The 14,184-nt window shown below is 69.9% G+C and carries 13 protein-coding genes; 11 read left to right on the top strand and 2 right to left on the bottom strand.

Annotated features, from left to right (window positions below):
* The first annotated feature begins 80 nt into the window (after positions 1-80).
* Positions 81-947, top strand: a complete 867-nt coding sequence (locus AACH10_RS21640) for an NAD(P)-dependent oxidoreductase (RefSeq protein ID WP_423228649.1) — start codon at positions 81-83, stop codon at positions 945-947.
* Between the two features lie 96 nt (positions 948-1,043).
* Positions 1,044-2,702 (top strand): TRAFs-binding domain-containing protein, encoded by a 1,659-nt coding sequence (locus AACH10_RS21635; RefSeq protein ID WP_341412600.1) that lies wholly within the window; start codon positions 1,044-1,046, stop codon positions 2,700-2,702.
* 25 nt (positions 2,703-2,727) lie between these two features.
* On the opposite strand, the gene nanR is transcribed toward AACH10_RS21635, so the two are convergent.
* Entirely contained in the window at positions 2,728-3,438 is a 711-nt protein-coding gene (gene nanR, locus AACH10_RS21630; RefSeq protein WP_341412598.1) for a transcriptional regulator NanR, read from the bottom strand.
* Between the two features lie 200 nt (positions 3,439-3,638).
* On the opposite strand from nanR, the gene AACH10_RS21625 reads away from it, so the two are divergent.
* The 4 genes from AACH10_RS21625 to AACH10_RS21610 all read left to right on the top strand — a co-directional run bounded on the left by AACH10_RS21625 (position 3,639) and on the right by AACH10_RS21610 (position 7,544).
* On the top strand, positions 3,639-4,469 hold the full coding sequence (locus tag AACH10_RS21625) for a phosphogluconate dehydrogenase C-terminal domain-containing protein (RefSeq protein ID WP_341412597.1): 831 nt from the start codon (positions 3,639-3,641) through the stop codon (positions 4,467-4,469).
* 7 nt (positions 4,470-4,476) lie between these two features.
* A complete protein-coding gene (locus tag AACH10_RS21620) occupies positions 4,477-5,721 on the top strand; it encodes a ribulose-bisphosphate carboxylase large subunit family protein (RefSeq protein ID WP_341412595.1) in 1,245 nt (414 codons plus the stop codon).
* Positions 5,718-7,103 carry a 3-oxo-isoapionate kinase OiaK gene (gene oiaK, locus AACH10_RS21615; protein ID WP_341412594.1) on the top strand — a complete coding sequence of 462 codons (1,386 nt, stop codon included), beginning with the start codon at positions 5,718-5,720 and terminating at the stop codon, positions 7,101-7,103. Before AACH10_RS21620 ends, oiaK begins: the two co-directional genes overlap by 4 nt.
* A gap of 150 nt (positions 7,104-7,253) precedes the next feature.
* On the top strand, positions 7,254-7,544 hold the full coding sequence (locus tag AACH10_RS21610; RefSeq protein ID WP_341412593.1) for a hypothetical protein: 291 nt from the start codon (positions 7,254-7,256) through the stop codon (positions 7,542-7,544).
* 24 nt (positions 7,545-7,568) lie between these two features.
* Here AACH10_RS21610 and AACH10_RS21605 read toward each other — a convergent pair whose 3' ends face one another.
* Complete coding sequence (locus tag AACH10_RS21605) at positions 7,569-8,474, bottom strand: LysR substrate-binding domain-containing protein (RefSeq protein WP_341412592.1); 906 nt, start codon at positions 8,472-8,474, stop codon at positions 7,569-7,571.
* A gap of 158 nt (positions 8,475-8,632) precedes the next feature.
* On the opposite strand from AACH10_RS21605, the gene AACH10_RS21600 reads away from it, so the two are divergent.
* From AACH10_RS21600 to AACH10_RS21580, 5 genes are all read left to right on the top strand, one after another.
* Entirely contained in the window at positions 8,633-9,091 is a 459-nt protein-coding gene (locus tag AACH10_RS21600; protein ID WP_341412591.1) for a VOC family protein, read from the top strand.
* Between the two features lie 138 nt (positions 9,092-9,229).
* Positions 9,230-10,513 (top strand): histidinol dehydrogenase, encoded by a 1,284-nt coding sequence (gene hisD / locus AACH10_RS21595; protein WP_341412590.1) that lies wholly within the window; start codon positions 9,230-9,232, stop codon positions 10,511-10,513.
* Positions 10,514-10,526: 13 nt separating this feature from the next.
* Positions 10,527-11,294: an SDR family NAD(P)-dependent oxidoreductase gene (locus AACH10_RS21590; RefSeq protein WP_341412589.1), complete on the top strand. Its 768-nt coding sequence runs from the start codon at positions 10,527-10,529 to the stop codon at positions 11,292-11,294.
* Between the two features lie 42 nt (positions 11,295-11,336).
* Complete coding sequence (locus AACH10_RS21585; RefSeq protein ID WP_341412588.1) at positions 11,337-12,326, top strand: fumarylacetoacetate hydrolase family protein; 990 nt, start codon at positions 11,337-11,339, stop codon at positions 12,324-12,326.
* The gene (locus AACH10_RS21580; RefSeq protein ID WP_341412587.1) at positions 12,327-14,183 is read left to right on the top strand and encodes a phytoene desaturase family protein; all 1,857 of its coding nucleotides are present in this window, start codon (positions 12,327-12,329) and stop codon (positions 14,181-14,183) included.
* Position 14,184 lies beyond the last annotated feature (1 nt).

Below are 14,184 nucleotides of genomic sequence, written 5' to 3'. Positions count from 1 at the left end.
GCCGGACAATCCGGGGCCACGCGGGCACCGCCGCCCGCCCCACCGTTGGACACGAGGAGCAGGGATTGAACAGGATCGGCATGGTCGGCATCGGCCTGATGGGCCACGGCATCGCCACCAACGTGTGCAAGCACGGCCACGCGCTGGCGGTGCTCGAGCACGCCGGCAACCAGCCGCTGGATGCGCTGAAGGCCGCTGGCGCCCAGAGCTTCACCAACGCGTCGGCGCTGGCCGCACGCTCGGAGGCGGTGATCCTGGTGCTGACCGGCGCGCCCCAGGTCGAGGCCGTGCTCACCGGGCCCGACGGCGTGCTGGCCGGCCTGCAGCCCGGCACCGTGGTGATCGACTGCTCCACCTCGCTGCCCGAAACCACGCTGCGCATGGCCGCGCTGGTGCAGGCACGCGGCGGCCGCTTTCTCGATGCGCCGATGACGCGCACGCCCAAGGAGGCCGCCGAGGGCCGGCTGAACCTGCTGGTGGGCGGCGAGGCCGCGGTGCTGGATGCCTGCCGCCCGCTGCTGCGCTGCTTTGCCGAGAACATCCTGCACGCCGGACCGCTGGGCGCCGGCCACAGCATGAAGCTGCTGCACAACTACGTGTCGCTGGGCATGGCCACGCTGCTGGCCGAGGCCGGCGCCTGCGCGGCGCGCAGCGGGGTGTCGGCCGAGGTCTTCGTCAACGTGCTGGCCCAGGGCGGCGGTGGCGGCGTGGCGCTCGAGCGCATGAAGCCCTACCTGCTGGCGCAGGATCCGTCGGGCCTGCGCTTCTCGATCGCCAATGCGCGCAAGGACCTCGACTACTACACCGCCATGGCCGCGGCCACGGGCGCCGAGCAGCAGATCGCCGCCGCCGTGCAGGCCACGCTGGCGCAGGCGGTGGAGCGCCTGGGGCCGCAAGCCCTGGTGCCGCAGCTGGTGTCGCTGCTGGCGGGCGACACGCCGGCCTGAGCCTGGCCCGTGCGGCCTTAGGTGTAGGCGCCCCTGCGGGCCTGCGCTAGGCTGGGGCCACCGGCCGCGCAGTGCAGGCCAGGGGGAGACCAGCCAATGGCCAAGACCAGCGTGCGCCCGGCGGCGCGCCCATCGCGCCGTGCCACCGCCACCGCCACCACCACGGCGCCGACGCCCGGCGCGCCGCGCCAGCTGACCTGCTTCGTCGTCACCGGCTTCGGCAACAAGACCGACCACGCCACCGGTCGCGTGCTGAACCTCGACAAGACCTTCGAGCAGCTGGTGCAGCCGGCCTGCGATGCGGTGGAGGTGAACTGCTTTCGCGCCATCGATGCCAACCTCACCGGCAGCATCGACTCGATCATGTACCGGTGGATCTACCACGCCGACATCGTGATCGCCGACCTGTCGACGTTGAACGCCAACGTGTTCTACGAGCTGGGCGTGCGCCATGCGCAGCGGCCCAACACCACGGTGATCATCGCCGAGTCGGTGCTGGTGCAGCGCATCCCCTTCGACCTGAGCACCTTCGTCGTGCACAAGTACGAGCATGGCGGCGAGGCCATCGCCGAGGCCGAGCAGCAACGCTTCGTGGCCCACCTGTCGACGGTGCTGCGCAAGCTGATCGACATCGAGGGCCGACGCATGCGCGCGGCCGAACCGCTGGCCGCCGAGACCGACAGCCCGGTGTTCAAGAGCCTGAGCGGCATGACGCCGCCCAGCTACGTGGCGCAAAGCTACATCGAGCCGCCGCCCTGGGTGCCGCCGGCCCAGCGCCAGCGCCAGGGCACGCCACCGGGCGAGTCACTGGCCAGCCTGATCGACTCCGCCGAGGCGGCCAAAAAGCGCAAGGATTTTGCCGAGGCCATCCGCGTGTTCGGCCTGGCCATCGAGCGCCAGACCGGCGGACAGCCGGGCCGCAAGCCCGATGTGTTCCTGGCGCAGCGCCTGGCCCTGGTGACCTACAAGCATGGCGAGCGCCCCGCGGCCGATGGCCGGCTGGATGTGCAGGTGGCCATGGCGGCCCTGATCGAGGCCGAGCAGATCCTGCAACGCTACTGCGAGCCCCGCATCTCGAACGACCCCGAGACCCTCGGGCTGTCCGGCGCCATCCAGAAGCGCCTGTTCGACCTGAGCCAGGACCGCAGCTACCTCGACCAGGCGATCCGCTTCTACGAGCGCGGCTTCTACGTCAAGCGCGACTACTACAACGGCATCAACGTGGCCTTCATGTACACGCTGCGGGCCAACCTGATGGAAGACCGCTTCCAGGCCATCGTGAACTACGGCCACGCCAACATGATCCGCCAGCAGGTGGCCGAGATCTGCGAGGCGTTGATCGCCGACGAGGCCGCCTTCGCGCGGCGCGGCGACCAGGAATGGGTCTACCTGTCGCTGGCCGAGGCCTACCGCGGCCTGGGCCGACATGCCGACGAGGCCCGGCTGCAGCCCTGGATCCAGCAGGTGGCGTCCGACTTCGCCAAGGGCGCCTACCAGGACCAGCTGCGCAAGCTCGACCCGGCGATGCAAGCCTTCCAGCAGCGCGTGCGGCCCGACGAACTGGGCCTGCCACCACGCCCCTCTGCAGCGCCTGCCAGCCCGCCCGCGAGCGCGTCAGCCCCGGCGCCCACAGCAACCGGCGCCACCGTGGTGCGGCCGGCCGGCAGCGCGCTGCCGGTCACCATCGACGCGGGCGTCGAGCCGGGCCGCAGCGTGGCGTCGATCGAGATCACCTGCCGCATCACCTACCAGTGAGACCGCGGCCGCCCGGGGGCCAGGGTCAGGTCTGGGGCGACAGCTGCTGGTACAGCGTGTTGGCGCGGCTGAGGTGCGCGTGCATGGCCGCGGCCGCGGCATCGGGATCGTGTGCGGCAATGGCCTCGACGATGCGCTCGTGCTCGGCCAGCGTCAGGTCTTCGGCACCGGGGGCGCGCACCATCTGCTGGTAGTACTCGCCGGCCCAGCGGAACAGCGCCTCCACGATGGCCGGAAAGATCGGGTTGCCGCTGATGCCGGCGATCTCGCGGTGGAAGGCCATGTCGCGCTCGATGAACTGCTCCAGGTTCACCATCGACGCGCGGTGCTGTGCGATCGACAGGCGCAGCCGTGCCACCTGTTCCTCGGTGGCACGGGCGGCCGCCAGCCGCGCCATGCCGGTCTCGAGAAACAGGCGCGCGTCCTTCAGATGCTCGAGGCTGCCCGGCTGGCTGCGCAGCAGGTGCATGGCGCCGCCGGCGATCTGCGCCACCAGGCGCTCGGCCGTGGGCACCACCACGCGGGCGCGCTCGCCATGCGCGATCTCGACGATGCCCGAGCGCTCCAGGGCCTGCAGCGCCTCGCGCACCGCCGGCCGGCCCACGCCGTATTCCTCCATCAGCTCGCGCTCGGACGGCAACTGTGCGCCGGGCGGAATGGCGCCCGAGCGGATGCGCGCCATCAGGCGGTCCAGAACTTCCTGGTAGATCTTGCGGCGCTGGATCGTGTCGGCCATGGTCTGCTGACATTACCACGGCGGGCTGGATCGCCCAGGCCACCCCTGCAGCCACCCGCACTGGGAAAACAAGGGTAAACCCTCTGAATCAGATCTCCACCAAGACCGTACGCTCGTCCGATCAGCTGGTGTGATGAGTATATGAGTAGGGCCGGAACGCCCGATCCCACCCGCAGCCACCCACCCAGGAATCCGAGACCATGAAAGAAACCATCGCCCTGTTCGGCGCCGGCGGCAAGATGGGCGTGCGCCTGTCCAAGAACCTGCAGAAGTCCGACTACGTGGTGCGCCACGTCGAGCCCAGCCAGGTCGGGCGTGACCGCCTGAAGACCGAGTGCGGCCTGGATTGCGTGAGCGCCGACCAAGCCATCGACAACGCCGATGTGGTGATCCTGGCCGTGCCCGACACGTTGATCGGCAAGATCTCGCACGAGATCGCCCCGAAGCTGAAGGCCGGCACCATGGTGATGCTGCTGGACGCGGCGGCGCCCTTCGCCGGCCACCTGCCGGACCGCAAGGACCTGACCTACTTCGTGGCCCACCCCTGCCACCCCACCATCTTCAACGACGAGACCACCGAGGCCGGCCGCCGCGATTACTTCGGCGGCGGTGCGGCCAAGCAGTCGATCACCAGCGCGCTGATGCAGGGCCCCGAGTCGGCCTTCGACCTGGGCGAAGCCGTGGCCAAGGCCATCTACCAGCCGATCAAGAACTCGTACCGGCTGACCGTCGACCAGATGGCCCTGCTGGAGCCGGGCCTGTCGGAAACCGTGTGCGCCACGCTGCTGCAGGTGATGCGCGACGCCATGGACGAGACCGTGCGCCGCGGCGTGCCGCACGACTGCGCGCGCGACTTCCTGCTGGGCCACATGAACATCCTGGCCGCGGTGATCTTCAACGAGATTCCCGGCGCCTTCTCCGACGCCTGCAACAAGGCCATCACCTTTGGCAAGCCGCGCCTGATGCGCGACGACTGGCTCAAGGTGTTCGACCGCGAAGAGATCGCCGAGAGCATCCGCCGGATCACCTGAGCACCCCATGAGCGACCGCATCCACGCCACCTACTGGCTCGAGACCGGCGATGACCCGGCCCGCGCGGCCGAGACCATCGCGGGCGAGCAGTCCAGCGGCACCTTCGTGGCACTGGCCACCGAGACGCCCGAGTTGAAGGCCCGGTCGGGCGCCCGCGTGGAGCGGCTGGAGGTGCTGGACCACTCGGCCACGCCCAGCCTGCCCACGCCCGTGCGCAGCACGCGCTACACGCGCTGCCGGCTCGAGCTGTCGTGGCCGATCGAGAACCTGGGCGCCTGCCTGCCCACGCTGATGGCCACCGTGGCCGGCAACCTGTTCGAGCTGCGCTGCGTCACCGGCCTGCGCATCACCGACCTGAGGCTGCCGCCAGCGTTCGCCGCTGAATACCCCGGCCCCGCGTTCGGCATTGCCGGCACGCGGCGCCTGGCCGGCGTGGACCGCGGCCCTCTGATCGGCACCATCATCAAGCCCAGCGTGGGCCTGTCGGCCAGCGAGACGGCCGAGCAGGTGCGCCTGCTGGTGGATGGCGGCATCGACTTCATCAAGGACGACGAGCTGCAGGCCGATGGCCCGCATTGCCCATTCGACGAACGCGTGCGCCGTGTGATGCGGGTGGTCAACGAGGCCGCCGACCGCACCGGCAAGAAGGCCATGGTGGCCTTCAACCTGACCGGCGACCTGGACAAGATGCGCCGCCGCCATGACCTGGTGCTGGCCGAGGGCGGCACCTGCGTGATGGTGTGCCTGAACTCGGTGGGCCTGGTGGGCCTGCGCGAATTGCGGCGCCATGCCCAGCTGCCCATCCATGCGCACCGCGCCGGCTGGGGCTGGCTCAGCCGCAGCGATGCACTGGGCTGGGACTACGCGCCGTGGCAGGTGTTCTGGCGCCTGGCGGGCGCCGACCATCTGCATGTCAACGGCCTGCGCAACAAGTTCAGCGAGCCCGATGACAGCGTGATCGCCGCCGCGCGCTCGGTGCTGGCTCCCCTGATGCCCGGCGCGCCGATGACGGCCATGCCGGTGTTCAGCTCGGGCCAGACCGGTCTGCAGGCGCACGACACCTACAGCGCGCTCGGCTGTGCCGACCTGATCCACACCGCCGGCGGCGGCATCTTCGGCCACCCGCAAGGCGTGCGCGCCGGTGTCGAGGCGCTGCGTGCCAGCTGGGACGCCGCCATGGCCGGCGAGCCGCTGGCCGAGCGCGCCCGGCGCGATGCCGCCCTGGCCGGCGCGCTGGAGTTCTGGCGATGAGCCGCGGCACGGCCAGCTGGCCCGACGGCCTGCTGCTGGCCTACTACGGCGACGACTTCACCGGCTCCACCGACGCGATGGAGGCCATGACGGCCGCCGGCGTGCCCACGGTGCTGTTCCTGCGCACACCCACGCCGGCCGATCTGGCGCGCTTTCCGCAGGCACGCTGCGTGGGCCTGGCCGGCGCCTCGCGCGGGCGCAGCCCGGCCTGGATGGACGCCGAACTGCCCCAAGCCTTCGCGGCGCTGGCCGCGCTCGGCGCCCCGGTGCTGCACTACAAGGTGTGCTCCACCTTCGATTCATCGCCCACCATCGGCTCGATCGGCCGCGCCATCGACATCGGCGTGCGCCACATGCCGGGCCGCTGGTCGCCCTGCATCGTCGGTGCGCCGCGCCTGAAGCGCTACCAGCTGTTCGGCAACCTGTTCGCCGCGGTGGATGGCGAGGGCCACCGGCTCGACCGCCATCCCACCATGTCGCGTCACCCGGTCACGCCGATGGACGAGGCCGATCTGCGCCGCCACCTGGCCCGCCAGACCGATCGGCCGATCGCGCTGGTGGACATGGTGCAGCTGGGCCAGGGTGCCGGCGCGGCCCGCGTGGCCGCGCTGCAGCCGCCCCCCGCGGCCGCGACCGACGCCGTGCCGGTGGTGATGATCGACGTGCTGGACGAGACCACGCTGCGCGAGGCCGGCGCCCTGGTCTGGGAGCAGCGCGGGGCCGGCGTGTTCAGCGCCTCGTCGTCCGGGCTGCCCTACGCGCTGACCGCGCACTGGCGCAGCCAGGGCCTGCTGCCCGCCCAGCCCGGCCTGCCGGCCATCACACCGGTGGACCAGATCGCCGCGGTCAGCGGCAGCTGCTCGCCGGTCACGGCAGGCCAGATCGCCTGGGCGCGCGCAAACGGCTTCGCCACCGAGCGCCTGCGCCTGCCCCAGGCCCTGCACGGCAGCACCCGCGAGGCCGAGATCGAACGCACCGTGGCCGCGGCGGCACAGGCGGTCGCCCAGGGTCGCAGCGCGCTGGTGTTCAGCGCCGAAGGCCCCGACGACCCCAGCGTGCGCGACTTCGACGCCCTGGCTGCCGAAGCCGGCCTGCCGCGTGCCGAGGCTGCGCGCCTGGTGGGCACGGCGCTGGCCGAGGTGATGCGCCGCCTGCTGGACCGCACGGCCCTGCGCCGCGTGGTGGTGGCCGGTGGCGACAGCTCGGGCGAGGTGGCCAGCACGCTGGGCATCGACGCACTGACCGTGGTGGCCGGCCTGGTGCCCGGCGCGCCGCTGTGCCGCGCCTGGTCGGCGCTGCCGCAACGCGACGGGCTGGAGTTGGCACTCAAGGGCGGCCAGATGGGCGAGGCCGACTTCTTCGGACGGGCGCTCGGCCGCTGAACCCCGGGCGCCCCCCCCCCGAATGGTGGCGCACAGCGCACCCTGCGCACCATCACCGCCCCCGATGCCCGGCATCCGACGAATCGATTTCCGCCCGCCACCGGCGCTGCCTAGGATGACGCCACTGCGCTGTCTTCCTGTTCGCCGGTCATGCCCACTGCCACCGTCCCTGCCCAGCCCTGCACCGACACCCGCTTCCCGCCCAGCGAACGCGGCTTTCTGCTGGCCGAGCCACGCATCGGTCAGGGCGTGATCGAACGGCTCGAGGAGGTGGGCGTGCATTCGCTGGCCCAGCTGGCCGCGCTCGGCCCGTCGGTGGTGGTGCGGCGCATCTGCGAAGGGCAGGGCTCGCTGGCCTGGTCGAACCGGCGGCGCGCGCTGGAGCGTGCCTTGCAGCGCTCGCGCCAGATCGGCCTGTTCAGCGCCGACGCACCCGCCTGAAGCACACCCGCCGGCGTGGCAGGTTCAGGCCTCCACCGCCACGGCCAGCAACTGCTCGCGCAGCCAGGCCAGGCCGGCGTCCTGCTCCTTCAACCGGTTCCACTGCGCCACCAGCGTGAGCGTCGGTATCTCGAATGGCGGCGGCAGCAGCTTCACCGGCAGCAGCCGTGCGTACATGCGCGCCAGCCGCGTGTGCATGGTGGCAATGCGCTGCGTGCCCACCACCAGCAGGGGCAGGGCGTTGAAGCTGCTGGCGCTGGCCACCACCTCGCGCCGCGCCTGGTGCGTGGCCAGGAACCAGCTCTCGAAGGTGGGCACGCGCAGGTCGCCGAACTGCGCCGCCACATGGCGCGAGGCGAGGTACTGCGCCAGGCTCAGCGCCTCGCCCTGCAGGTGGAAGCCGGTCCACACCACGCAGCTGTAGCGCTCGGTCAGCAGCTCGCACTGCGGGTGCGCGGCGCTGGCGTTGCGGTCGGGGTAGATCGCCAGATCCACGTCCCCACGTTCCAGCCGCTCGACGTTGTTGTTGCCCAGGCTCACCACGTCGATCGACACGCCGGGCGCCAGCGCCTCCAGCCGCTGCGACAGCGGCGTCAGCAGCACCGTGGTGGCGTAGTCCGACGCGTGGATCACGAAGCGCCTGCGCAGCGTGGCCGGCACCACCGCACTGCCGCTGGCCAGCGTCGCCTGGGCGCGCAGCACCAGGTCGCGCACCGGCTCGCGCAGGCTTTGCGCCAGCGGGGTCAGGGTCATGCCCCGGCCGGCAGGCACCAGCAGTTCGTCCTGGTAATGCTCACGCAGGCGTCCGAGCGCACTGCTGGTGGCGGAAGCCCCGATGTGCAGGCGCTCGGCCGCGCGGCTGACGCTGGCGGTCTCCAGCAGCGCGTCCAGCGTGATGAACAGGTTCAGGTCGAAGTGGCCCAGGCGCATGGCCTGCATTGTGTGCGCGGCCGGTGAACCGTTCGATGCCATCAACAGCTGGCCTCAAAAGGAACTGATGGTCAGCACGAATGCGCATGCCTAGCATGCGCGCCGAACAACAGATCACGAGCCCGCGCACAGCGGGCCACCCGGAGACAGATCGGCCCATGACCGAATCCCTGACCTGTGCCATCGGCCCGCTGCGGCCGCATCACTTCGGCATCAGCGTGCCGCACCTTGAAGCCGCCATCGCGTGGTATGAGCGCATGCTCGGCTTCAGCGTGGAAGAGCGCCTGCACATCGCCAAGATCCCCGCACACATCGCCTTCGTCAAGCGCGGCGACTTCCGCATCGAGATCTTCGAAGTCGAGGGCGCGGCGCCGCTGCCCGCCGACCGCCGCGTGCCCAACCTCGACCTGAAGACGCATGGCAACAAGCACATGTGCTTCGAGGTGCCCGATGTGCCGGCCGCCGTGGCCGCGTTGCGCACGGCCGGCGCCGACATCGCCTTCGAGCTGACCGTCGACGGCAACCCCACGGCCTTCGTGCGCGACTGTGCCGGCAACCTGATCGAGCTGCTGCAGCCCTTCGAGAGCCGGCCGCCCAAGGCCACCCCCGCTGCCTGAGGCCCACCCCTACACCGGGGTGAACCCTCGGTATCGATGGCCCCGATGCCGCGCATCCGCACAAACGATTTCCCGATCGCGCGGCGGCTTCCTAGCATCGGCGCCCATCCAGCTTGAACACCTTCCGGAGAATTTCCCGTGACCGTGCAGATCATCAAGGCCGGCAAGCCCGCCGCCCAGAAGGCCGACCTGAACGCCCAGGTGCGCGCCACCGTTGAAGGCATCCTGGCCGACATCGAAAGCCGCGGTGACGCGGCAGTGCGCGAGTACAGCGCCAAGTTCGACAAGTGGTCGCCCGAGAGCTTCCGCCTGACGGCGCAGCAGATCGAGGCCTGCATCGCCAGCCTGCCCGCCACCACGCTGGACGACATCCGCTTTGCACAGGAGCAGATCCGCCGCTTCGCACAGATCCAGCGCGACAGCATGAAGGACGTGGAGGTGGAGACCCTGCCCGGCGTGGTGCTGGGCCACCGCAACATCCCGATGAACAGCGTGGGCTGCTACATCCCCGGCGGCAAGTACCCGCTGATCGCCAGCGCCCACATGAGCGTGCTGACCGCCAAGGTGGCCGGCGTCAAGCGCATCGTGGCCTGCGCGCCGCCGTTCGACGGGCAACCCTGCCCCGAGATCGTGGCCGCCATGCACCTGGCCGGCGCCGACGAGATCTACTGCCTGGGCGGCGTGCAGGCCGTGGCGGCCATGGCCATCGGCACCGAGAGCATTGCCGGCGTGGACATGATCGTGGGCCCCGGCAACGCCTACGTGGCCGAGGCCAAGCGCCAGCTGTTCGGCCGCGTGGGCATCGACCTGTTCGCCGGCCCGACCGAGACCATGGTGATCTGCGACGACACGGTGGATGCCGAACTGGTGGCCGTGGACCTGCTGGGCCAGGCCGAGCACGGCCCCACCAGCCCGGCCTACTGCATCACCCGCAGCAAGACCATTGCCGAGCAGTTGCCCGCCGCCATCGAGGCCGTGCTGGACCGCCTGGACACTGCGCCGGTTGCCAGCGTGAGCTGGCGCGACTACGGCGAGATCATCCTGTGCGACACGCAGGAAGAGATGCTGGCCGAGGCCGAGCGCCTGTGCAGCGAGCATGTGCAGGTGATGACCGAAGACCCCGACTGGTTCCTGCAGCGCATGACGCGCTACGGCGCGCTGTTCCTGGGCCACCGCACCAATGTGAGCTATGGCGACAAGGTCATCGGCACCAACCACACGCTGCCCACGCAGGGCGCGGGCCGCTACACCGGCGGCCTGTGGGTGGGCAAGTTCATCAAGACCCACACCTACCAGCGCGTGCTGACCGACGAGGCCAGCGTGATGGTGGGTGAGTACTGCGCGCGCCTGTGCGGCTACGAGCACATGAGTGGGCACCAGGAGCAGGCGGCCATCCGCGTGCGCCGCTTGAAGAAGTCTTGACCCATCGTTTGAAATGAGCGGCACATTGAACGGCCAGGTCGCACTCGTCACCGGCGGTGCCGGTGGCCTGGGCGAGGCCATCTGCCTGGGCCTCGCCCAGGCCGGCTGCACCGTGGTGGTGGGCTACAACAGCTCTGAAGGCCCGGCGCGCGCGCTGGCCGATCGGCTGGCCCCCGCCGCCATGCCGCACGCCGCGCTGCCGGCGCCCGTCACCGACTCGGCCGCACTCGGCCGCCTGGCCGACACGCTGCGCCAGCGCTATGGCCGCTGCGACATCCTGGTGAACTGCGCCGGCACCACGCGCTTCGTGCCGCACCCGCAGCTCGATGCGCTGGACGATGCGCTGATCGACCAGATCCTGGCCACCAACATCCGCGGGCCGTTGGCCGCGGTGCGCGCGCTCAAGCCGCTGCTGGCCGCACCGCGCGCCGAGGGCGGCAACGGCCTGGTGGTGAACATCTCGTCGATCGCTGCCGTCACAGCCATGGGCAGCAACATCGCCTACTGCGCCAGCAAGGCCGCGCTCGACAACATGACCAAGAGCCTGGCGCGCGCGCTGGCCCCGGCGGTGCGCGTGCTGAGCGTGTCACCCGGCCTGGCCGACACCGACTTCGTCAAGAGCATGGACCCCGCCTGGCGCAACGAGCAGGCCGGCCGCACGCCGCTGCAGCGCCTGGCCGCGCCCGAGGAAGTGGCCGCCGCCGTGGTGGCCTGCGCCACGCACCTCACCTTCAGCACCGGCACGGTGATCGCCGTGGACGGCGGCCGTCCGCTGGCCTGACGCTGGCCTGAGCCCGAACAACATCCCAGGAGACACCACCCCATGAAGCTCGCCACCCTGAAGAACGGCACACGCGACGGCCGCCTGGTCGTGGTCTCACGCGACCTGAACCGCGCCGCCGATGCCGCCCCGGTGGCCGCCACCATGCAGCAGTTGATCGAGGACTGGGACGCGCGCGCGCCCGGCCTGCAATCCATTTACGAGATGCTGAACGCCGGCCGTGGCGTGGACCACTTCGCGTTCGATCCGGCGCAGGCCATGTCGCCGCTGCCACGCACGCACCAATTCGTGGATGCCTCGGCCTTCCTGAACCACGGCAACATTATGGAAGAGGCCTACAAGCTGGACGTCAAGAAGACGCCCGGCATCCCGGTGCTGGTGCAACGCCAGAGCGACGACTTCTGGGGCCCCTGCGACGACTACCCGCTGGTGGAGGCCGACAACGGCGACTTCGAGGGCGAGTTCGCGGTCATCGTGGGTGACACGCCGATGGCCAGCACACCCGAGCAGTGCGCGCAGCAGATCCGGCTGGTGATGATCCTGAACGATGTGAGCATGCGCGCCCACCTGTTCCGCGAGCTGCAGATGGGCTTTGGGTTCATCAACGCCAAGCCGGCCACGGTGTTCGGCCCGGTGGCGGTCACGCCCGATGAACTGGGTGAAGGTTGGGGCGCCGATGGCCGCATCCATCTGGACATGAAGGTCAGCCGCAACGGCGAATGGTTCGGCCACCCCAATGGCCGCGAGATGGACTGGAGCTTCGGCGAACTGCTGGCCCGCCTGGGCCTGAACCGCAACCTGCGCGCCGGCACCATTCTGGGTACCGGCACGGTCAGCAACAAGGCCGCGCGCACGGTCGGCTCGGCCTGCCTGGCCGAGAAGCGGGCGCTGGAGATGATCGAGAAAGGCGAGTCGACCACGCCCTTCCTGAAGATCGGCGACAAGCTGCGTTTCGAGGTGCACGGCGCGGATGGGCAGTCGATCTTCGGCGCGGTGGACCACCAGTTCGTGCCGTTCAAGGCGGGCGCGTAAATGAGCGGTTATGACATCGTCGCGATGGGCGCGGGCCACAACGGCCTGGTGGCTGCCGCCTACCTGGCCAAGGCCGGCAAGAAGGTGCTGGTGCTGGAGCGCAAGGGCTATCCGGGCGGCGGCGTCAGCACGCGCCAGCTGAACACCCCCGGCTACTGGCATGACGAGCACAGCAGCGTGCACATCATGATCCAGGGCAACCCGATGATCCGGCAGGACGAGCTGGGACTGCTGGGCCAGCACGGGCTGAACTACCACTACTCGCCGGTGCCGCACGCCACGATCTTTCCGGATCAGAGCGTGCTGTTCACCTACAAGGACGTGGACAAGACCTGCGAGTGCTTTGCCAAGATCAGCCCCAAGGACGCCGAGACCTACCGGAACTTCGTGAAGATGAGTTCCGAAATCCTGAAGGTCTTCATGCCGGGCCTGTACAGCCCGCCGCCGCCGCTGGGCGAGCTGGTGGCCATGCTGGACCGCAGCGACGAAGGCCGGCTGATGCTGGAGTACATGACGCGCGACTGCCTCAGTCTCGTGAACGACCTGTACGAGAGCGACAAGATCAAGATCCACCTGCTGCGCCTGGTCAGCGAGAACCTGCAGCACCCCAACGAGCTGGGCACCGGCATGGGCGTGCTGCTGATGCCCGGCATCATCCACACCTATGGCGTGAGCCAGCCGGTGGGTGGCAGCGGCAAGCTGACTGAATCGCTGGTGCGCTGCATCGAGGGCTTTGGCGGCGAGGTGCGCTGCAACGCTGAAGTTGCGCAGATCCTCACCAGCGGCGGGCGGGCCACGGGCGTGCGCATGGCCGATGGCGAGCAGATTCTGGCCAAGGACGCGGTCATCGGCGCCATTCACCCGCACGTGATCCGCAAGTTCGTCGAAGGTGTGCCAGAGCCGGTGATGAAGAAGGCCGAGCGCGCGCAGCTGGCGCCGTTCTCCATCATGGTGAGCCACTACGACCTGAAGGAGAACGCGCAGTTCCACGCCGATCCGCAGGTGGGCTACGCCACGATGCTGGAGTTCATGGCCACAGACCGGCTCGACGAGATGATCGCCGACTTCGATGACCTGAAGCGTGGCCTGATCACCGAGCGCCGCCTGTGCGCCGGCGGCGACGAGAGCATCGGCGACAAGAGCCGCGTGCCAGCCGGCGCCGGCATGTTCCACGGCATCACCTTTGCGCCTTACACGGTGACAGACAAGCGGTGGAAAGACAAGCACTGGGACGAGTTCAAGGAAGAGATCGGTGATCTCTCGCTGGCCCACTACCGCAAATTCGTCAAGAACCTCACCAGCGACAACATCATCGCCCGCAGCATCGTCAGCCCGGTGGACCTGGAGCGCAGCAGCCCCAACAGCATGATGCGCGGCGACCTGCACGGTGTGGCGCCGTACTTCCACCAGAGCGCCGGGGCGCGGCCCACGCCAGAGCTGGGCCAGTACACCGTGCCGGGCGTCGATCGCCTGTTCCTGGCCGGTCCGTCGCAGCACCCGGGCGGCGGCGTGTATGGCGCCGGGCGTGCCACGGCCATCAAGGTGTTCGAGGCCTTGGGGCTGGATTTCGGCAGCGTGGCTGCCGGGGCGCGGCAGGACAACGCCAACCCCAACATCATCGCAGCGGCCAAGAAGGACGGCATGGTGCTGCGTGGCGCTGCGAATGAAGAACTGATGCACGTGGAAGCCATCGACCGCGTCGGCGATGAGCTGGTGATCAAGGGCAAGAGCTTCGGCACCATGCCGATGCAGGCGCGACTGGATGCAGCCTCGGCCCGCGCGGGACTGAAGCTGCTGGGCCTGGGCAAGCTGGCCTTCCTGGCCACGCTGCCGTTCCGCTCCGGACCGAAGGACTGAT

The organism is Pseudaquabacterium inlustre (genome assembly GCF_038066595.1).
GTDB classification, from domain to species: domain Bacteria; phylum Pseudomonadota; class Gammaproteobacteria; order Burkholderiales; family Burkholderiaceae_C; genus Pseudaquabacterium; species Pseudaquabacterium inlustre.
Note: the sequence above shows the minus strand (reverse complement) of the source record. Positions and strands in the feature narration are given on the sequence as shown.